This is a genomic window from Oligoflexus tunisiensis, from assembly GCF_001748245.1.
Classification (GTDB): domain Bacteria; phylum Bdellovibrionota_B; class Oligoflexia; order Oligoflexales; family Oligoflexaceae; genus Oligoflexus; species Oligoflexus tunisiensis.
The window spans coordinates 4,255,520-4,276,271 of the sequence record NZ_BDFO01000001.1 but is presented as its reverse complement, the minus strand read 5'-3'; the positions used below and the strand labels follow the sequence as shown (position 1 = coordinate 4,276,271).

At 54.8% G+C, this 20,752-nt stretch carries 17 protein-coding genes; 6 read left to right on the top strand and 11 right to left on the bottom strand.

Annotated elements, in window-relative coordinates; translation table 11 throughout:
• Positions 1-7 precede the first annotated feature (7 nt).
• Entirely contained in the window at positions 8-979 is a 972-nt protein-coding gene (locus tag OLTU_RS17670; protein WP_141734086.1) for a lytic polysaccharide monooxygenase, read from the top strand.
• Positions 980-1,143: 164 nt separating this feature from the next.
• On the top strand, positions 1,144-1,419 hold the full coding sequence (locus OLTU_RS17665; protein ID WP_141734085.1) for a hypothetical protein: 276 nt from the start codon (positions 1,144-1,146) through the stop codon (positions 1,417-1,419).
• A gap of 41 nt (positions 1,420-1,460) precedes the next feature.
• On the opposite strand, the gene OLTU_RS17660 is transcribed toward OLTU_RS17665, so the two are convergent.
• Together OLTU_RS17660 and OLTU_RS17655 are read right to left on the bottom strand one after the other, a co-directional pair.
• Positions 1,461-2,132 carry a hypothetical protein gene (locus tag OLTU_RS17660; RefSeq protein WP_141734084.1) on the bottom strand — a complete coding sequence of 224 codons (672 nt, stop codon included), beginning with the start codon at positions 2,130-2,132 and terminating at the stop codon, positions 1,461-1,463.
• 117 nt (positions 2,133-2,249) lie between these two features.
• On the bottom strand, positions 2,250-3,137 hold the full coding sequence (locus OLTU_RS17655; protein WP_176736731.1) for an endonuclease/exonuclease/phosphatase family protein: 888 nt from the start codon (positions 3,135-3,137) through the stop codon (positions 2,250-2,252).
• A gap of 193 nt (positions 3,138-3,330) precedes the next feature.
• On the opposite strand from OLTU_RS17655, the gene OLTU_RS17650 reads away from it, so the two are divergent.
• Positions 3,331-5,622 (top strand): SpoIIE family protein phosphatase, encoded by a 2,292-nt coding sequence (locus tag OLTU_RS17650; protein ID WP_141734082.1) that lies wholly within the window; start codon positions 3,331-3,333, stop codon positions 5,620-5,622.
• 213 nt (positions 5,623-5,835) lie between these two features.
• Positions 5,836-6,402, top strand: a complete 567-nt coding sequence (locus OLTU_RS31970) for a hypothetical protein (protein ID WP_176736729.1) — start codon at positions 5,836-5,838, stop codon at positions 6,400-6,402.
• Positions 6,403-6,501: 99 nt separating this feature from the next.
• Here the strand turns inward: OLTU_RS31970 and OLTU_RS17635 are convergent, their stop codons facing one another.
• Positions 6,502-7,584: an AI-2E family transporter gene (locus tag OLTU_RS17635; protein ID WP_176736728.1), complete on the bottom strand. Its 1,083-nt coding sequence runs from the start codon at positions 7,582-7,584 to the stop codon at positions 6,502-6,504.
• 90 nt (positions 7,585-7,674) lie between these two features.
• On the opposite strand from OLTU_RS17635, the gene OLTU_RS17630 reads away from it, so the two are divergent.
• Positions 7,675-8,826 (top strand): enolase C-terminal domain-like protein, encoded by a 1,152-nt coding sequence (locus OLTU_RS17630; protein ID WP_218110101.1) that lies wholly within the window; start codon positions 7,675-7,677, stop codon positions 8,824-8,826.
• A gap of 127 nt (positions 8,827-8,953) precedes the next feature.
• Here the strand turns inward: OLTU_RS17630 and OLTU_RS17625 are convergent, their stop codons facing one another.
• The 8 genes from OLTU_RS17625 to OLTU_RS17590 form a co-directional block, all read right to left on the bottom strand.
• The gene (locus OLTU_RS17625; RefSeq protein WP_141734077.1) at positions 8,954-9,538 is read right to left on the bottom strand and encodes a hypothetical protein; all 585 of its coding nucleotides are present in this window, start codon (positions 9,536-9,538) and stop codon (positions 8,954-8,956) included.
• A 56-nt stretch (positions 9,539-9,594) separates the two neighbouring features.
• Positions 9,595-10,170, bottom strand: a complete 576-nt coding sequence (locus OLTU_RS17620; protein WP_141734076.1) for a BON domain-containing protein — start codon at positions 10,168-10,170, stop codon at positions 9,595-9,597.
• A gap of 82 nt (positions 10,171-10,252) precedes the next feature.
• On the bottom strand, positions 10,253-12,442 hold the full coding sequence (locus OLTU_RS17615) for an amylo-alpha-1,6-glucosidase (protein ID WP_141734075.1): 2,190 nt from the start codon (positions 12,440-12,442) through the stop codon (positions 10,253-10,255).
• Positions 12,443-12,454: 12 nt separating this feature from the next.
• Positions 12,455-13,543, bottom strand: a complete 1,089-nt coding sequence (locus OLTU_RS17610) for a glycosyltransferase family 4 protein (RefSeq protein WP_141734074.1) — start codon at positions 13,541-13,543, stop codon at positions 12,455-12,457.
• A gap of 28 nt (positions 13,544-13,571) precedes the next feature.
• Positions 13,572-14,597 (bottom strand): L-histidine N(alpha)-methyltransferase, encoded by a 1,026-nt coding sequence (gene egtD, locus OLTU_RS17605; RefSeq protein WP_141734073.1) that lies wholly within the window; start codon positions 14,595-14,597, stop codon positions 13,572-13,574.
• Positions 14,594-15,862, bottom strand: coding sequence for an ergothioneine biosynthesis protein EgtB (egtB, locus tag OLTU_RS17600; protein ID WP_141734072.1), 1,269 nt, complete (start codon positions 15,860-15,862; stop codon positions 14,594-14,596). The genes egtD and egtB overlap by 4 nt, the downstream gene beginning before the upstream one ends.
• 191 nt (positions 15,863-16,053) lie before the next feature.
• A complete protein-coding gene (locus OLTU_RS17595; RefSeq protein WP_141734071.1) occupies positions 16,054-16,563 on the bottom strand; it encodes a GNAT family N-acetyltransferase in 510 nt (169 codons plus the stop codon).
• A 40-nt stretch (positions 16,564-16,603) separates the two neighbouring features.
• Positions 16,604-17,035: a hypothetical protein gene (locus OLTU_RS17590; protein ID WP_141734070.1), complete on the bottom strand. Its 432-nt coding sequence runs from the start codon at positions 17,033-17,035 to the stop codon at positions 16,604-16,606.
• A 213-nt stretch (positions 17,036-17,248) separates the two neighbouring features.
• Here OLTU_RS17590 and OLTU_RS17585 point away from each other — a divergent pair, with 213 nt between their 5' ends.
• Positions 17,249-20,650, top strand: a complete 3,402-nt coding sequence (locus OLTU_RS17585; RefSeq protein WP_176736727.1) for an ATP-binding protein — start codon at positions 17,249-17,251, stop codon at positions 20,648-20,650.
• Positions 20,651-20,752 lie beyond the last annotated feature (102 nt).

The window sequence follows — 20,752 nt, the reverse complement described above, 5'->3', positions numbered from 1 at the left end:
GCAAATCATGCAGAAACCACGCCTTTCCCATATTTCGAAAATCATCGCTCTCTTCGGTCTTTGTTTGACCCAACCGGTTTTTTCTCACGGTTTTGTGAGCACTCCTCAGTCCCGCGCCTATCTTTGTAATCAGGGTGGCAACACCAACTGCGGTTCGGTCCAGTATGAACCGCAGAGCGTGGAAGGCCCCGATGGCTATCCAGCCGGCGGCGCGCAGGATGGAACGATCGCCGCTGCAGGCTCGGCAGCCTGGGCTCCTTTGAATGAGCAAACGGCGGATCGTTGGAAAAAGGTTCCTATCAAGTCAGGTCGCAATAGTTTCACCTGGCATTTTACGGCGCCGCATTCCACCAAAAATTTCGTTTACTACATCACCAAAGCCAACTGGAATCCGAACCAGACTCTGAGCCGGGCTTCGTTTGATTCCGCACCTTTCTGTACGCTCGAACTGAATGCGAAACCACCTGTGGATTACACGCATGATTGCGTGGTTCCCGAACGTCAGGGTTATCATGTGATCCTCGCGTTGTGGGATGTGGGTGATACCGCCGCCACGTTCTATAACGTGATCGATGTGCAGTTCAATGGTGCGAACGCCCCGGGTGCTCCCACCACACCTGGCACGGCTCAACCAGCTCCGACTCCGAATCCAGCTCCGACCCCCAATGCTCCAACGACGCCAGCGCCCAACTGCGGTGGAAGCACGCCGAAGGTGTGTAAGGCCGTGGCGGGGAGTGCGGGGACGGATCAATGGTGTAACACCAACTGTAACCACAACCCGAGCTTCTGCCCTGTGGACCTCTGCTCCTGTGAAGGCAGTGCCGCTCCGGCTCCAGCTCCTGCACCCGCTGCGCCGACTGGCGATGCGAAGTTGAACTGTAGCGCGGTGCCGACCAGCGGTGCTGATGATCAATGGTGTAACATCAACTGTAATCACAGTCCTGCTTTCTGTCCAACGAACCTCTGTAGCTGCGAGTGAGACGCACCGGGTAGGGCGGGATTATTCCGCCCTACCATGGGTTACCCACGCAGCGAAAAATGCTTTACATGATCCCGTCCGGACCTCTATTTAAGCTTTCCAGTTTTGAATCCTGCAGAGCTGCCCCTGGTGGCTTCCGGGATTCCCACAAGATAGAGGTCACCATGAAATTGATTGCCATTCTGCCATTCGCCGCTCTTGCCTTCACTTCCGCTCTGCACGCCACTCCTGAGGATCAGCCACGGACTTTGCTGATGATGGAATGCACTGCTGCGCATGATGATACCGACCAAATTTTCCATGGCCGTGGACTGAAATTCGTGGGCTCTCACTTGGCCATCAAGGCCTGTAAGGACTGGGCGGAGAGTGAGGATCGCGACGCGAGCAAGTGTCGGATTGTTTCCTGTGAGCCTGTTCTTGAGGACAGCTGGGAAGGTTGAAGGAGGGCCGACGCCGGATTCGTCCGGCGCGGACGCAAGTCTTAGAGGACGGCCGGTGCTGAGAAGGTGAAGACCGTTCCCTGAGGGTTGGCCTCGGTCTTGTTATACGCAATCTGGAGCTTTCCATTCACGACATTAAGATCGCAGCCCATCTTGCGGAAATCCTGGGTGAGCGGATGCTTCAAGGCTATGTCCTTGCAGAGGTGAATCAGCAGTTTCGCTGCTCCCCCCTCCGGACTCTGGGCCGGCGTATCGGTCACCGGCGCAGCCCAATGGCCACTCAATGCGATCAGAGCACCATTCTTTTCCGACTGCTCAAACGCATGTCCATGGTATGTTTCGGGCAATCCGTGGCCGATTTTGTAATCGACCTGATCCCCTGAGTAAATCGTTGCTGTCATCTTGAATACGGTACCTTCAGTCACAATGTCACCATACTTCAGTCCTGGAGTGGACAGGAATTCGATGTACTCGCCTTCCATATCAATGGCGCCATACAACTGCAGACTCAGCGTCTCATTCAGCCCTGAGGCCTTGCTGAGGAGCCGGAACTGACGATCCAGTTGTTCATCATTCGGGAAGCCCAGCATGACCTCCAGGGTGCGTTTTGCGGGCTCAATGTTCGTGCCAATATCATGAAGTCGACTCGTATTCTGAGCACCACAGCTGATCGCCGCCAGGGAAAATGTCAGAGTTGTCATCATACGCAGCATTTCCAGTTCCTTTCATTGAAGGTAAATATGCAGCATCACGGTCTGTTGCATGACAGTACAATGAATTTTCCAAAAACCCCGATGTCTGTCAAATTCTGCGGTCACGGTGTCAAATGACTAGTCCTGATGGAAGCGAAAGCGGAGTTCCGCGGCCACGGGCAGATGATCCGATAGAGGCTTTCCCGCAGCGTCCACAAAGACATCGAAGGGGACATGATAATCCATAAGGGAGACGTCAAGATCATCTGATCCGCGGAAATATATTTTATCGATGAGTTCACAGAACGCTCCGGCCGGCTCCGCCGCACAGGATTCATTGAGGGCCGGGCCTTTGGAAGGAAGCGCCGGCAGATCATTCCACACCATCCAGGAGTCCTGAAAGCCTGCCTGCACCATGTGTTCGGCAATGTCTCCATTGCGGGTATAGCGGGAATTGAAATCGCCCACCACAACCACGGCCCGGCCGCCTGACCTCTCCTGGATCAGGTCGAGCAACTGCGTGATGTTGCTGCGCCGCGCTTCCATGGAACCCTCATCCGAACCGGCATCGGCATGCAGATCATAGACATCGACGGTGACGCCGGGCGTAATTTCATAGCGCGCGAACATGATACCTTTTGGAGTGAGGCAATCGCTCCCCTGGGTGATGACCCCATGACAGTCCTTCCACTTGATCCGTTCGAGACCCTGGAAAGGGACCTTGGAGAAGGCGTTCAAACCGTCACCGAAGCCCGCCCAGCCGGAGGTTTTCGACTGATAGGGATGCAGGGCCGCCTCGCTCAGTTTGTTGTGATAGTTGAAATCCTCCTGAACAAGGACGACGTCATAGGAATTGATGAGGGCCCCAATCTTCGGGGAATTTTTCGCGGGCGAGCTGGCCGAGATGGGCTCCGGCAGGCCTGCCACATTATAAGTCAGAAAACGGAGGCTGACGTCATCCGTCTGGGCGTTGAGAGCGGTTGAACCAAGCAGGATGATGCAGGCCAGGCATGCAAAAGGGCTCATAGCGCTTTTTCCTTCGAGTGGTGCGTTGTGAAAACGAAAGTTTGTGGGCGAATCTAGCAGTGGCCGCGCCGTGAGACACTTCAATAATCCTGAAATCGAAGCCCAGGTGCTATCATAATGGAGTGGTCTATTCCCCCAGGATGCTGCCAGCGATGGAGAGGATGCCTTGAAGTTCTCATACTCCCTTGGCCTAATGGTCGGTCTGTTTCTGTTCGCCATGATTCCACCCAACATTCTGCAGGGCGCGGAGCCTATCCGCATGACCCTGGGCGGCGATGGTGTGGCCATCGGCACAAGGTCGGACATCCTGATCGATACCGATGACAAACTCACCATCGACGACATTCGCAAACCGGAATATCAGGCCCGTTTCCAGCCTTTGCGCAAAAACGAAATGCCCTCCGCGCTGCGCGGATCCGCATGGCTGCGCTTCGAGTTGGAGAATCCCACCATCCTGACCCAGGAAATCGTCCTATCCCTGGATTACAGTTCCCGCATGGACACCGAGCTTTATATCGAGCGTGGGGGTCAGGTGGAACGATGGGAGGCTTCCGGCAGTTTCAAGGCGGGTGAGATTTCCTATCACCAATTCGCCTACCTGATCAAAAATGAGGCCGGCGCACGCATCTCCTGTTATCTCCGCCTCGCCCGGCTGCCCGTGACGCCGTTGAAGCCGACCCTCTATCTTCTGAAGGATCTTTTTAACAAGAATGACTCCGAGAAGTACATCATCGGCCTGTATTCAGGCGCGATCATCGTCATGTTCATCTACAGTGTTTTCCTGCTGATCTTCACCCGGGACCGGACCTATCTTTATTATGCAGGTCTGGTCTTCTTCTTTTACTTCATCGTTCTGCAGCACATGCATGGCGTGCTGTGGCAGTTTTATTTCCGAAGCGAGAAGCTCAGCGGCTTCACCCACAGCATCTTCTGGGGCGGCGTGGCTCTCGGCATCTTCAGCGCTTCGCTCTTCTTTCGGCGCATCGTGGATACCCGGAGCCACGCACCCGTCCTGCATCGCGTGGCGGGGCATATGGCCTGGATCCTGCCCGTTCTGATCGGCCTGTCCATGCTTCCGGAGCATGGAGTCATCCGCTTCGTTCCCTTGCTGACCCTTCTGGGCTGGCTCTGTTTTATTCTGACCTCCTCGCTTTATCTCCTCCTGAAAAAAGTCCCGACGGTCCTGAGCCCACTTCTCACCTTTCTCACGGTCCTGTTCTGCGCGATCGTCTATATCGCAACGGTGCTGGGCGCGATCGAATCCACGGCTCTGACAAGGCACAGCCTTTATCTCGGGGCCGCGGTGGAATCCATTCTGCAGTCCGTTGTCCTCGCCTGGAGAATGCATGCCCTCCAGAAGGAAAAGAAAATCGCTGAAGCCAGGCTGAGGGATCGTCTGGAAAAAGCGCTGCAGGTCTCGCTGTCGATGGCCGGCAAGCGTGAGGCTTCCGCAATCGTGCATGAGGCCATGCTGTGCCTCAGCTCGGAGATCCAGGATTGCGACAGCACCCGGGTTCACTTTCACCTCAACGAGACAGCCACCGCCGGCTTAAGTCTGCCCATCGAATGGAACGGGGAAAAGTTCGGCACCATGACCCTCGATCCGGCGTTGGGTGAGCCGGGGCCCGAGGATCTGGCCTTCATGAAGAATGTTCTGCAGTCCGTGGCTGTTGCCTTGAACAATATCCGTTTTATCCGCGAGCAGGAGGACAAGACCAAGGTGCAGCTGCAGCTGGAACTCGCCAGCACCATTCAAAAACATCTGCTGCCACAGAACAGCCCCTCGGCAGCCCTGCGGGTCGCGGCGCATTTCAGCCCGGCGGAGCATATGGGAGGAGACTGGTTCCATTACCTGGTGGATGAACAGCAGGAGTGGGCTTACATCGTCATCGCGGATGTCACAGGTCATGGCGTCTCTTCCTCGATTGTCACCGGGGTCCTGGCCGGCACCGTTATCGGTTTTCTGCGTGATCCCAATGAAACCGCGGCATCGATTCCACAAAGGCTGCGGAGTCTCTGCCACATCACCAATAGAGTTCTCTTTGAAACCTCGCGCGGTGCCGGACGATTGGCGACCTTAAGCGCCGCGTCCCTGAATCTCAAAACGGGTGCTTTGCATGCGGTCAATGCGGGGCACAACGGCTTTTACTGGGCCGGTCCTGCCGGCGTTCGTCATCTGAACCGCCGCGGCAGTCTTTTGGGTCTGAGTCTTGAACCTGAATTCGGAGAGATGTCGGCTCAACTGCAGCCGGGTGATCGGCTGTTCTTTTACACGGACGGTTTACTTGAAAACAAAGCCACGGATGGCCGTCATCTCAAGGAGCGGGAACTCCGCAACATGGTGCAGGACGCAGAGTCGCCCGAGGCGATGAAGCGTCTGATCCTGGAACGGGTTCTGCCCCTTTGGGGAAACATGGCGCTTGAAGATGATTGCACGTTTCTGTCTGTGCAATGGATGGGAGAAGTTCTGCAGGATGTGGTTTGAGACGATAATATTTTCACATTTATCTTGAATAAACTCTCGCGCGGCGATAATGAGACTTAAGATCACAGATACTGGTGCTGCCTCAATTGAAAAGGAGGCCGTGAGTTGCTGAATCTTTCGCGACGCTAATCTCATCACAAAATCATGTTCCAAATCAAAACGGGCATTTCACATGTCGCGTGAGGAATGCTTTTTTTTCAAAGGGAGATTTCCATGCTGAAGAAGAAATTAATTTCCTGGTCCATGTTCAGTCTCCTGATCAGCAGTGTTGCGCTGGCCGGTGCTCAGGAACAAAAACCAGGGCAACAATCACCCGGACAGCAATCACCGGGACAACAGTCACCGGGCCAGCAGACTCCAGAGAAGGGGCCGGAGCAGCAGGCTCCGGGTCAGCAGGCACCGGGACAGCAGGCGCCCGGCCAGCAGGCTCCGGGTCAGCAGGCTCCGGGTCAGCAGACGCCGGGACAACAGACCCCTGAGCAGAAGGTCTATCACTATCCTGAATTTGGTGTGCAGCTCGGCGTTCTGATGCATGAGAGCATGCCCAACGTCTATATTTATCGGATCACCCATGGATACGGAACCCTGGCCCGCCTCGGCCTGCATAATGGAGACATCATCCATTCGCTGGGTCAGCGGAGAATGACCACGCCAGCTCAGGTGGAAAGCATGATGCGATATCTGGAGTGGCAGCGTCAGTCTTATGGCCATCCTCTGTATGTGCCACTCCAGATTGCTCGTGGTGGCCAGTGGTATTCGTGGCACGCATTTTTCAACTGATATTGGATCGAACCGCAGTAACCACACAGGCATCTGACGCGACATCGGATCTCATGGTTCCAACCCGGGGCCGTGAGATCGCGATTCCGGCAGGCTCGCTCAAGTCGTCCCGTTGGTATCCCAGTGCCGCGGCACGGTGCGATTTTTCCAGATGCTGAGGAATACATCCGTCAGCGCCAGGAGCAGGGGACCCGCAACGATGCCGGCGGCCCCGAGAAACATAATCCCGCCGACGATGGAAAGGAATACGAGCAGGGTATGCTCGCGGATGCGCTTGCCAACCAAATAAGGATACAAAAGGTTGTCAATCAAACCGATCACAACGGAACCAAAGAAGACCAGGATCAGGGCCTTGCCCCAGGAGCCTTGAAAGACAAGGAGAGCCGCTGCGGGAATCCAGACGATGGCGGCACCCAGGATGGGGAGCACGGCAAGAATCGTCATCACCGCGCCCCATAACAGAGGGGCGGGCAGACCGATCGCCCAGAATACAAGGCCACCGAGCGTACCCTGAATCAACGCCATAAAAAGATGTCCATAGACTGTGGCACGGACTGTATCCTGCACCTGACGGAACACGCGATCGCATTCCTTTTCGGTCAGCGGCATAAAGCGCCGCGTCGTAACCAGAAACGCCACGCGGTCCCGCATCAGGAAAAAGATGATCAGGAGAACGATAGCCGCTTCGGTCAATTTCCAGATGGTGCCGGTCGCCAGCACGGGCACACGGGAGGCCATATCGGTTGTGAGGCTTTTGATGTCGCCTTTCAGGTTGAATTCCGTACGCAGGAGGGAGAGGGAGGGATGGCTTTGGAGAAACCTGTCCACGCTTTGCTGCAGTTCAGGACTCTGCAGCTTTTCCATGACGCCGCTGGCCTGATTGCCGATCTCAATGGTGACAAAGGTAAGTGGCGCCAGGATCGCAAAGCCGATGATCACAGTCGTCAGCGCCGCCGCCACGTTGGGATTTTTCCAGTGTGTTTCCATCCAGCGATGCAAGGGAAAGACGGAGATGGCCAACGCCAGGGACCATACCAGCGCCTTGGCGAACGGTTGAATGACCAGGGCAAAGCCATAGAAGATAAGGAGCGTTATCGCCGCCAGGAGTATGGAGCCGATGTGATGGCGATCCGACCAGAAGTCCACTCTGTTTTCGCTGTCTGCTGCATTCTGTTCCGCCACGGGAGGTACATCCTCTTGCAAAATGTGTTGTATCGTTTGAGAATCGGCGACATGGCAGCCGCAGGCCCCGAGCCATGCGCTGCAAGAAGCATGCAAGTTTCCTCGTGGGTGGCAACGACCATGGAGAGGATTGGTATGAATGCGAAGACGGAACCACGGATTACAGAATGCAGGGTGACGGCCTGGCAAATTCCAACGGATCAAGAGGAATCCGATGGCACCCTCACCTGGTCCGCGACGACGATGGTGCTGGTGGAGCTGAAGGCTGCGGATATCTGGGGACTGGGTTACACCTATGCGCATCAGGCGGCGGCCTCGCTCATCAGGACCGTTCTTTTTGATACTGTGAAAGAACGTTCGCCCTTCGATATTCCCGCCCTTTGGATCGAGATGCGACGTCGGGTCCGAAACTACGGCAACCATGGCCTGGGAGGCATGGCCCTATCCGCTGTGGATAATGCGCTTTGGGATTTGAAAGCCAGGCTTTTGCAGGTTCCACTCAGCCGCCTGCTTGGCAAGGTTCGGGAGGATATACCCCTCTATGGCAGCGGAGGGTTCTGTTCCTATTCGCTTGCCAGACTTGAGGAGCAGCTCGGCAGTTGGGCGGCCGAGGGATTTCGTGCCGTGAAGATGAAGATCGGCGCATCCCCGGATCAGGATGCGGAGCGCGTCCGCCGCGCGCGGGAGGCCATCGGATCCGACGTGAAACTGTTCATCGACGCCAATGGCGCCTGCACGCCAGGCGAGGCCCTGGCGATCTGTCGGGATCTGTGTGAACCTCATCGGGTCAGTTGGTTTGAGGAACCTGTTTCGAGCGACAACCTGAAAGGTTTGCGCCATGTGCGCGAGCATGCTGGACCTGGACTTGATATCGCCGCGGGGGAATACAACAGCACGCCTGATACCTTCCAGGCCATGCTGGAGGCGAACTGCATTGATGTGATGCAGGCCGACGTCACGCGCTGCCTTGGGATCAGCGGTTTTCTTTTGGTGGATGCCTTATGCCAGGGGGCTGATATCCCACTTTCTGCGCATACAGCACCGGCCATGCATGCTGCGGTCTGCGCGGCTGCCCAGAAACTGGTTCACCTCGAATATTTTCACGATCACGTTCGCATCGAAGCCATGCTCTTTGATGGCCTGCCCACGGTCCAGCACGGAGTTCTCCGCGTGGATCCGGAGGCTCATGGTAACGGCCTGATTCTGAAAAGGCACGCCGCGGAACCTTACATCGTGGCCTGAACCAGGCAGGCTCCCGAGGCCCGCGGTCCTCAGCAGGCCTCGTTATCGGAACCAGGCGTTTGCAGAAGCAGCCTCGTCATGTGCACCAGGCGTTTGCAGAGGCAGCCTCGGCATCTGCACTATGCGTTCACATAGTCCGCTGGTTGGTCTCGCGTTTCACGATGATCACCGCTTTCGATGGCCCGCCTTTGGACGTCAGAATCTTGGAGATGCGCTCCTCATTCAGGTTATCCATTCCTTTATCGCGGGCCTGACCTTTGATTTGAGCCTGATTCGTTTGAAAGACCCTGGAGATCCAGTTTGGTTTTTCAGCCATGCTGTAGGTGTCGACATCATCCACACCATTCTTATCCAGCAGGTCTTCGATGACATCGGCTCTTTCTTCAGCAAGATCCCGTTCCGCTTCGGGCAGCTTCTGATCGGCTTTGGCGGGATAGGCCTGATCACTCCAGGCGGCGACGATAACCTCATCGATGTTCTTATCGCCAGCGTAACCGGGAATGAGTGCCTTGATCTTGTTCTGCTCCGCTTCCGACAGCTTAGCTGAGCCCTTCGCAAAGGTCACTGTGGTCGTTTCCTTTTCCATCCTTTCCAGTTGCGCTTCGGCACTGGTATTGGCTGCTGTGGTTCCTTTGTTGTCACCGGCCGCTGAGGCTGCCACAGGCCAGCTGGCCAGAAGACCGACGACGAGGAATTTGTATGTCGCTTTCATAAGTCATTCCTTTCAAAATGTTGTCAGGTTTTTCCCTTCCGTTCACTCCGGGACGCTCAGGCATGCAAAGAGCGGCCTTCCATCCAATCCTGGGGCTGTTCACCCTGGGCTGGTTGCACGCGAATCCTGTTATGGACGTCCTTGATGCCGGCTATCCCGTCCATGGCATCCTCCGCAGCACGTTTTTGCCTGCGATCGGACACCGAACCGGTCAGGGTCACTTCACCATTTTTCACTTCAATCTCGACTTCAGAGGCATCCACGTGGGGATCGCGGGTGAGTACGTCGCATATTTCCTCCCGGATACGTTCATCAGAACGCTGATAACCCTTGGGTCCGCGTCCATAGTAGCGGCCGGAGTATGAGTCGGACTCCTGCTGACGGTCATTTCGGATGAAATTGGTGCGCCCGGCGGTGCCCCAGCCGCTGGCCGTCCAGTTGCTTGTGATATCCCGAGTATCATCGAAGCCTCCGCCGGTGTTCCAGCGATGACTTCCCTCTCTGTTCCAATCCTGCGACGGCCGTGGCCAGATGGGCCGATCCTGATGCCGCCAGGGGTCGGCTCCCCGTGATTCATAGTCGCCTGGTTTGAAGAAACGACCATCTTCCCTATTGAAGAATCCGCGATCCATGCTGTCCCTCCTCCTTAAAATGAAACGTCAGCATTTTTGCACAGGAATGCTGCAAGAAATGTGCGAAGGAGAGGGGCTGAGCTCATTTATGAATAACGACCTTCCAGCCTTCCGGCTTATGGGGAATATTCACACCGACATCCTTGAGATAGGAATGAAAGTCAATACAGACGACCTGCTGACCCAGCCGCAAGCTGTTGAGGCTGAATCTCCGCAGATAATCAGGAAGCATGGGTTGATTCAGGGTTAACGTTTTCTCCAAGGCATCGATTTCAAGACCGAGCGCGGCCTGCAGAAGACCAAAGAGGGCCGCGACGGACCAGGCCTGGGGGGAACAGGCCACCGGATAACGTGTGGGGCCTTCTCCTGGCTGACGCCTGAGGCCACAGTAAAGTTCGGGCAAGCGCGCGCCTTCGAAACGATTCGCGGCATCATAAAGGGCATTGAGGACGGACAAAACCTCCTGCTTCAGACCATAGCGGCTGAGACCCATGGCGACGATCGCGTTATCATGCGGCCAGACCGATCCATTGTGATAGGAGAGGGGATTGAAACGCCGCGAGTGTTTGGACAGGGTCCGTATGCCCCAGCCGCAAAAAAGCTGGGGAGCCAGGAGCGATTGGGCCAGGATGGGGGCTTTGTCCGCATCGACGATACCGGCCAGAAGGCAGTGCCCGGGATTGGACGTCAGTACACGGCAGGGACGCTTGTTTCCATCCAGGGCCACGCAGTAGGAACCGAGATCCGCATCCCAGAAATCACGATTGAACTGTTCCTTCAGGCGTTGTGCGGTCTCCCGGAGCTGTGTGGCCCGCGCCTCCTGCCCCATGAGTTCGGCAAGAAGGGCCGCCTTCAGACGGGCGGCATAGGCATAGCCTTGCACTTCGCAAAGGGCAATCGGCGGTTCCGCCAGAGTCCCGTCCGCATGGCTGATCGCATCATGGGAATCCTTCCAGCCCTGATTGTGAAGTCCATGTTCCCCTTTGCGTTGATACTCGATATAGCCGTCACCATCGCAGTCCCCATGGTGATCCAGCCAATCCAGGGCCGCTTCCACATGCGGCCAGAGCTTTTCAATCGTCTCCCGGTCTCCCGTGCGTTGATAGTATTCGCCCGCCAGCCATATGAAAAGCGGCGTCGCATCGATCGTTCCATAGTATGCCTTGAAGGGTATTTCCTTAAGATTCGCCATTTCTCCGGAGCGCATTTCATGAATAATTTTTCCTGGTTCCGCATCCTTGAATCGGTCGGTCTCCCGCGCCTGATGCCGCGCTAAAAACTGGAGCACGCCTTTGGCTATTTCCGGAGCGGTCCAGAGCGTGAGAAAGGCGGAAATCAATCCATCGCGCCCAAAGATGGTGTTGTACCACGGCACCCCGGCGAAGGGATAAAGGCCATCCTCCGTGACGGTCAGAAGGGAGACGAAGTCCACGGTCGAGCGATCGACCCAATGATTGAACTGCTCGTTGTCCGTGCGGATCCTGGCGATAAGGTGACGGTTGCGTTTCAGTTGATCGACCAGCCGATGTTTCGCATCATCGAAACTGAACTTTTCAACCCGACCCTGCTCATCCTTGGGTTCGACCTCGATGGTGAGCACCTGCTCCGATTTTGGAGTCAGATGAATCGAGAATTCGCACATCGAGTCGTTGACGGAGGAAAAGGGAATGGAAAAGTGGAGGCGGGCCTCCCTGTGCACCTGGTCGAGCCCCTGGTAGCCGAAGCCAATACACTGCGGACTGTGCTGCGTGTAGCCGAGCATATGGCCCCGACGAATCCTCTTGACTCCGCGGACCTCGAAAATATCGCGAAAATCGACGACATAACGAAAGGAAACCACAAGGTCGTGGGGAGCCAGATCAAAATTTTGAAAGGTGATCCTTTCGTAGCAGATTCCCTCAAAAAGAAACTTGGATCGAGCGATCAAGATCACCCCCTTGGGCGTGACGATCTCATCATCCGCACGGATATCGTCGTTGGTGAGGTTGACCGTCAGCATCTCGTTGCGATCCTTGATGAGCGAGTTCAGGAGCAGAGCCTTCTGGTTGTTGATAAACATCTCAAAGGTGGCGAGATAGCGACAGCCGCGGTAGAAGAGCCCGAAAGCACATGACGGCGTATAAGGGAAGTCACCAAAGATATTGAAGACAGCAAAGGTGTCCGCATGATTAAGAACTTTCACCTGTTCTTCAAGATGCGAGGTGGTGGCCACCGGGTCGACTTCCTCATCCTGGATCTGCAGAATATTGTTCTTGACCTGCTCCGGACCCATGCGCTCTCTCCTTTAGAAAAAATGCGTGGTTTGCGATGTGACGCCCGAGTTGAAAGGAATGATCATCTTGTGAGCCGTCTCAGCGATCAGCTTTTCATAGATCGCCACGTATTGCCGGGTCATCCTTTCCGCCGTGAATCGATTCAGAAATTCCTCACGGCAGCGGTGGCGTGAGATCCTGCTGATATTCCGTACGGCCGCGACACCTTCGGCGATGGAGTTGACGACGTAGCCGTTGATGCCGTGCCGCAGCACTTCGGGCACCGACCCTTGGCGAAAGGCTATGACCGGGGTGCCGCAGGCCATCGCTTCGATCATGACAAGCCCAAAGGGCTCGGGCCAATCGATCGGAAAGAGCAGAGCCAGAGCGCCTCCCAGGAAGTGATTCTGTGCCTGCTGGCTGATCTCGCCAACGAATTCGATCAAAGGATGATCCAGCAGGGGCCTAACTTCCTCTTCAAAGTACCTGAGGTCATTCTTATCAACTTTGGCAGCGATCCTGAGCGGCAGACGGCAGGCCTTGGCGATCTCGATGGCTCGATCCACCCGCTTTTCCCGTGAAATGCGGCCGAGAAAGGCGAGATAACGCCCCGGCCGTGGCTCGAAGGTCAAAAGATGGGGTGGCAGTCCATGATGGACAGTTCCAACCCAGTTGGCCATCGGCACGGGTGCGCGTTGTGCATGGGAGATGGAAACAAGCGGGGCTCTGTTGTAAGCGGTATAAAGCGACTGCAATTCCCGAACATCCTGCCGGCCATGCAGCGTGGTAAGAAATGCCTTGTCGAGCTGAGTCATGACCGGAAAGTGCAGATAATCGATATGAAAGTGAACGATGTCGAACTCATGCATATGGTCCAGGAGCATCTTTAACTGAACCAACTGCAGGGCCAGCCGGTCCTGGCAGGTCGCGTCCGATCGCAGGGCCTGGGGACAGGCGGCGACCAGTCGGGCGGAAGAGCAGGAGTCGCCGGAAGCAAAAAGGGTCACCTCGTGACCCTGCCTGACCAATTCCTCAGTGAGATAGGCGACGACCCTTTCCGTTCCCCCATAGGTTTTCGGTGGAACGGACTCTTCAAGGGGAGAGACTTGTGCAATACGCATGACAGCCTCCTTTCTCTGCCAGGGTACTTTATTCACCTCCCAGGGAAAGCCGAGGTTTTATGTACCTATGGTTTGGCTTCGCAGGGGTCGTCTGCAGGAGCACGACAGCAAAGTAGTGTTCGGCATCGGTCCAGCTCCTGACGCTTTGAAAACCGGCTTTCCTGCAGAATGCAGCAAACTCATGCAGATCATACTTGTACGATGATTCCGTATGGATGGTTTCATCCTTGCCGAAGGGAATCGGAACATCCTTGATCCACACCACCTGGTGCCGGACGGAACGCAGATGCATTTCCATCCGCTTCTCCCTGGCATTGAAGACTGCCTTGTGTTGGAACTCATTGAGTTTGAAGTCAGCGTCCAGTTCAACATTGATGCGATGGAGCAAATTGAGATTAAAGGCGGCTGTCACTCTCTCGGCATCGTTATAGGCCGCTTCCATGATTTTGGGATCCTTGAGAAGATCGATGCCAACCAGAAAATAGCCATCCCCACGCAGCATATGACGGATGCTTTGCAAAAGCGCCAGGGCTTCATCCTCATCCAGATTGCCAAGGGTGGAACCGGGAAAGAAGACCAGGGAGCGGTCGCGCCGGCCACGATCAAACAGAGGCAGGGCAGGCTGCCGGGTATAGTCCGCGCAGACGGGAACCATGGGTATATGGGGAAAACGCTGTGCGAGGGCGTGGGTGGATCGCAAAAGATGTTCCTTTGAAATGTCGATCGGAATATAGGCGGTGACGGCGGACGCGGCATCCAGGAGAAGACGGGTCTTGATGCTGCTGCCGCTTCCCAATTCGATAATGCGGATGGGATGGGGAATCTGCTCCAGGATTTGAGAGCCATATTTTTCGAGGATCGAGATTTCCTTGCGGGTCAGGTAATACTCAGGAGTCTCGCAAATGAAGTCGAACAGCCGGGATCCACGGGCGTCATAGAAATATTTGGGCGGCAGGGTTTTGGGAAGCTTCGTGAGCCCGTGCAGAACATCCTGCCGAAAGTTGTCCAGGCCTATGCTGAGATCATATTCACCAATCAGGTTTGATGGATTCATAACAAGTCCTTTGCGAGGCGCACGCCCGTGAACTGCCAGCGTGCGGTTGCTGGAAAAAAATTTCGATAGCTGGGTCGGATATGCTGCCATGGAGTGGCGCACGAGCCGCCGCGCAACACATACTGATTCACCATGAATTTGCCGTTGTATTCGCCGAGGCTGCCGGCCAGCGGCTGGTAACCGGGGTAGGGGGCATAACTGCTGCTCGTCCATTCCCAGACATCGCCATAAACCTGACTCGCATCATCATGCGCAGGAGCCGGATGCAGGTCGGAGAAGTCAAAAAAATGCCCTGTCAAAGGCCGACGCCGGGCGAAGACTTCCCATTCCTGCTCGGTGGGCAGGCGCGCTCCACACCAGCGCGCGAAGGCATCCGCTTCGAAATAACTGAGATGGCAGACAGGTTCATGCATCGCGAGACTTTCCCAGCCATGCAGCGTGAACTGGCGCCAACCGTGATGGTCATCATAATGCCAGTAGAGGGGCTGCTGCAGATGATGTGCGCGCACCCAGTTCCAGCCTTCGGACAGCCAGAGTTCCACCTGCCTATATCCTCCGGCCCGGATGAAGTCGAGGTATTCCCCGTTGGTCGCAGGGCGGCTGGCGAGAGCCACGGGGTTAATATAGATCCGATGCGCGGGGCGCTCATTGTCAAACGCAAAGGTTTCCTTCACGTGCCCTATGGTATGCACCCCCTCGGGCAGTCTTTCCCAGCGCAGCGCGGGTGCATGCGCATCGGTTTTCCGGTTCCGCGTCGTACCAAGAGCGGGCTGGAACGGTTGCATAAAGAAATTGTATTTGATGTCGGTCAGAAGCAGCTCCTGATGCTGCTGCTCATGATGCAAACCGATTTCAAGGATCTGGCTGTTGTGCAATTCACCCTGTTTTTCATCGCTTGAAAGTTCGAGAATGCGGCGATCGACGTCATGCCGCCAGGCGATGACCTCATCCAGTCCAGGTCGTGAGAGGAGACCGCGCTGCGCACGGGGGGGAAAGGAGCCTGCGGTTTCATAGTAGGAATTGAAGAGATGATCATAGAGAGGCGGAATCGGAGGGGTGGGGTCAGGACCTGTGCGTAAAAGAAAGCGTTCAAAAAACCAGCTGGTATGAGCCAGATGCCACTTGGGTGGACTGACATCCGGCATGGCTTGCAACTGGCAGTCTTCGGCGCTCAGTCCCTCACAGATTTTCTCGGAGTCGCGCCGAATTTTGAGATAGGACTCCAGGAGCGTGTTCAGACGGTCGACGCCCGTTTCTGGTTTCATCAGAATCCCCACAGCTTCCGAAACGCTTGTGCACTATTAATCCAACGTCCAATCCATGGACCCTGCAAGGTTCATGCTCGCTGTGGGAAGTCGGAAAGGCCTTCGTTTGAGCTGTTCGGGTCGGGATGTCCAGGTGAACCGTATTGCATTCCCAACAGTGTTCTCAACCGGCACTCGGGATATTCCCCAAGTCATCTGTTCTGCGCGGTCCACCCGGGGGCCGGGTCGGCAAGTCTCATCGCCACATTGCAGCGCTGATATTTTTTTCCATAATCATTCATAATCCCGGCATCATGAACGAAGCCGTTTTTTTCATAGAGATGAATGGCGGCTTCGCAGTCCGTATTGGTGAGGAGGTAGAGAACTGTCGCCTTCTGCTGACGGAAAGCCTCAATGAGGCCCTGCAGCAGCTTTTCCCCAACCTTGAGTCCGCGCGCCTTTTTCAAAACGCCCATCTTGGTCAGTTCAAAGCTGCCCGCCCCTGTTTTCAAAAGCGCCCCTGTCCCTACGATACCCAGCTCGCCTGCCTTGGCGAACAGGATCACGCCACCGCGATCGATCACTTCCGCCCTGGGATTCTTCAGAATATGTTCATCCGTTTCTTCCAAGCGGAACATATCCTGAATCCACTCCCGATTGATTTGATCAAAATATGGAGCATACTTGTCCTCAAAGGAGAGAATCTCAACATCCTGTTGCATAAGCCGGCTCCTTATAAGTTGCTGGGACAGGGTTCAACCTTCACAGACCGCGGACGCATTCCACGCGGAATCTGGCCCGGGTATTGTAGCCATTGGTCCAGTCGAAACCATCTTCATAGGTCCCTTGGATTTTATCGATCTCACCCCTGGCGAGTTGAGTCATCGCACTGGCTTTGAAAAAGTAGAAGCTGTACTGATCGCCTTCACTAAAATCAAGTTTGACCATAGTCAGCAGCTCCTCCTCGCTCAGTTCGCCGGTGGGATCATAAGTCGAACCTGAGTATTGGGCAGGCTGCTCCATGACAACCGGTTCGGGGAAATAAAAATCCGCTTCGCAGAAATTTTCAAGACCGGCGATGCAGTCTCCCACCGCGTCACATATCAGGCGGGAAGGAAACTCAACCGCCTCCTGAGCCGCTGCCTGGGTGCTCAGTGAAGCCAAAATTGTCAATACCTGTAGAGACTTATTCATAAAACCTATTCCCCTGGTGTGGGCCCATACCGACGGGCATCCCGTATTTACGACAAGATCAGCATGGGGGACAAGAGGAATCCGGAGATTCATACCAAAGAATGTTTAGGGAAAATTCAAGTCCCTAACCAAAATGAGCGACACATCAGGGTGCGCCTGCGTGTGATTCTTACCGGGTCCGAAGAATCGTCGTTGGCTCTTGATGGAGCGTCCATGAGATTTTGGAAGCATCTGCTCTTGGTTCTGGTTGGGATATTTTTTGTACCGTGGAAACTCGAAGCGAAAGAATACCCGCGCCTGGTCAAAGGTGTGTTGGATGTCCGTGGTTGGGATTTTGAAAAGGACGGCTCCATTCCTTTACGGGGTGAGGCGGAGTTTTATTGGGATCGGTGGATGGATCCGGATCCCGCGAAGTGGGATGGGAGTATTCAGCCGAGCTTTATTGATATTAAAGGGGGCTGGCAGAAGTCTGGCTATCCGGTTTATGGAAAGGGGACGTATCGAGTTCGGATTGAAGGTGATCGGCCTGTGAAGCTGGTCATGGGAGAAATTCGATCCGCAACAGATCTCAAGGTTTATGTGAATGGATCCATACTAAATTCATCCGAGAGAACTCCAGATGGAAGGTTGCTCTTTCCATTTAAGAAACCTCAAGTCCTCTCAGAGGCGCCCGCGACATCCTTCGATATTTTGTTTCATGCCGAGAACCAGGACTATATTCTAGGCGGGATTGTGACTGTCGAGGATTTGGGGCTCCATGATCAAATCTTCAAGTCCTTTATTGCTGAAGCGATCGTCAATGCTGGAGTGTTTTTCGCTCTATTGACTTTGGCTCTCTATAATATTGGTCTTTATACCGTCAATCGTACCGAATGGGGGCCACTACTGATAGCAGCCTGCTGCATTTGTGTGAGTGGATTAATAGCGATTGAGCCTGGACTCTGCCCATTTCTTTATGGTTCTGATGATAAGCTTCTTCCGATCAGAGTGTATAACCTTTCATTTTATACGCTACTCCCTGTTCTTTGGCTCTATTTGAAGGTTATGTTCCCCGACGTCTGTTATGCCATTGTCGTTAAAATCGTTGTCCTATTTGGGACCACGGTCGTGGCTATTACTGCTGTGTCTTCACCACGTATATACCTTGGTTTCAGTACGATCTACCATGTTGCCAGCCTATTGACTTTAATCTATATGATCGTTCAATCGGCCAGAGCAACAAGGAGAAAAGAGCTCGGAGCGTCAATCCTGCTGTTGGGCGCTGTTGTCTGCACAATATTTTCCATTTTGACAATCTTCATGATGCAAGGATATCTGCCCAGATTCCCCGCTGCCGCAATTGGTATGCTGTTCTTCTGCTTTTCCCAGTCCTTTATTTTGTCGATGCGCTTTGCCGAAACTTTGCGCCAGGTTCAGCGCAGTGAGGTTGAGATCCGCACCTTGAATGAGAATCTTCAAGAAAAGGAGAGAGCCAGAACACTCTTCTTCCACAACACATCGCATGAGCTGCGCACACCTCTCAACGGCATCATCGGATTCCTGGACCTCATCGAACAGGGACGCTACGGGAACGTGACAGAGGCAACGCATCAGCAGCTCTCCAAAGTCAAAAGTCTGGCCATCTCTCTCAAGCAACAGGTCAACACAATCCTCGATCTGGCCAAATCCAAACAGGGCAAACTCAGCCTTAAAAACACCCAATTTCCTCTACAATCCTTGATTCAGGACAGTCAAAACCTGGCGGAAGGTCTCGCTCTCAAGAAACCACAAGTTCAGTTCCACCTCGAAACCCCCGGCATGAATCCAAACTCCCTCTGGATCCATGACTACGATAAAGTTTTCACCATCATCCGCAACCTCATCGGCAATGCCTTCAAATTCACGGCCGTCGACAAGCCCAGTCAGGTCACGCTCACCTTGCGCCTGGGGACCGATCGCACACTGGAGATCGTGGTGAGCGATACCGGCATCGGCATCCCAGCCAGTCATAAGGATAAGATCTTCCAGGAATTCCAGCAGGTGGAAAACGATGCCCGCCGCTCATACGAAGGAACTGGCCTGGGCCTCGCCATGGTGCGGGATCTGGTCAACCTGATGGGCGGGACGATCAGCTTTGAATCCGAAGAGGGGAAGGGTTCCACCTTTTCGGTGAAGATCCCGGCTCAGACCGTCATTCATGTCGAGCAAAGCGAAATCTCAAGGGATTGGGCAAAAGCCTGCAGCCCAGCTCCGCTGCCAAAATCCGAGCTCGGGTCGGTTTCCGACCTGGTTGCTCAGAAGCAGGAGGCCAGGCATCTCATACTGGTTGTTGATGATAACGAGATGAACTGTGAAGTGGTCCGCGATATCCTGACCTTGGAAGGTTACGATGTAATATTGGCCTTTGGTGGACAGGATGCTTTGCTCAAACTCCGTGAACATCATCCGGATCTGGTCCTCCTGGATTTGATGATGCCTGAAGTTTCAGGTGAGGATGTTCTCCAGGCGATGCGTCGCGATCCAGACTTGGACAATATTCCTGTGATCCTGCTGACAGCGCGAGCTACGGAAGAGGATCGCATTCACGGCCTGGAACTTGGCGCTGATGATTATCTCGCCAAGCCGCTGATAGCCCGCGAGCTTATTCTGCGAGTTCATAATCTTCTTCTGCGGATAGAATCCACCCGCCTGCTGGAAGGTGTCGAACATCGTGAGAAAATGGCTCTGATGGGTGAGCTTTTAAGCGATTTATCCCATGAACTCAAAAATATTCATCATGCCGATGCCTATGGCAGCAAGAGTCTATTGGAATATGTTGAACCGCTCCTTAATCTTTTTCCCGATCGGGCAGATCAGGATCTTTCAGCCCAGACTCTGCTCGTGACATCCGCTGACATAACGCAAGCACAGGCCCGCGAACAACGGATGCTGGCAACGATTACAGGCAAACCCGAGCGCCAGGACCGTCGCCTTGCGATGTATCTCGCCTCTTTGCCTGTGCCTGACGCCTCCCTCCTGCGTCTCTGGGATTGGTCGCGAGCGTTACGCCCTGACCTCAGACTGGCTTGGGAAAGCCTTCTCGCCATGCTCCAACATGTGAATACCCTGAGCCAAAGTTCTGAGCGGACGCAGGAACTCATCACAGCTGTTCTGGATTACGGGCGTTACCACAAGGCGCAGAGCACCGTGGATATCAGTCGCGTCATCGCCTCGTCTCTGACCTTCCTCCAGGCGCGCTTCCGCCGCGCTGGTATCAAGGTGGAGAATCAGGTTCAGGCCCTCGAAGCACAAGCCTCCAGCTCCGATGTTCAGCAGATTGCTCTGAATATCCTGAACAATGCCTACGACGCTGTCAAGGACCTGAGTCCCGACCAGGAACGCCTGGTGGTCATCACTGTGGAAGAAGACGTCCCACATCAACTGATTCGCCTGCGTTTCGTTAACAAAGGGCCGGGCATTCCTGCCGAGGTTTTGCCACGTATTTTCGAAAGACGGTTCACGACGAAAGGGGACAAAGGCAGCGGCCTTGGACTCTATGTTTCGCGCCGTTTGGCCGTCAAAAACCACGGGGACCTTCAGGCTGACAGCCGCGACGGGGAGACAGCCTTCGAGCTAACGCTCAGGAAGGCAGGGTAATGTCATGTTCCTTCTGAGAGCTATTCCATGGGCATTCATTCTTCTTCTCGCCTCATGTGGGTCCAGGAAGGCCGCGCCTCGGGCTCAGGATGGAGTCCTGGA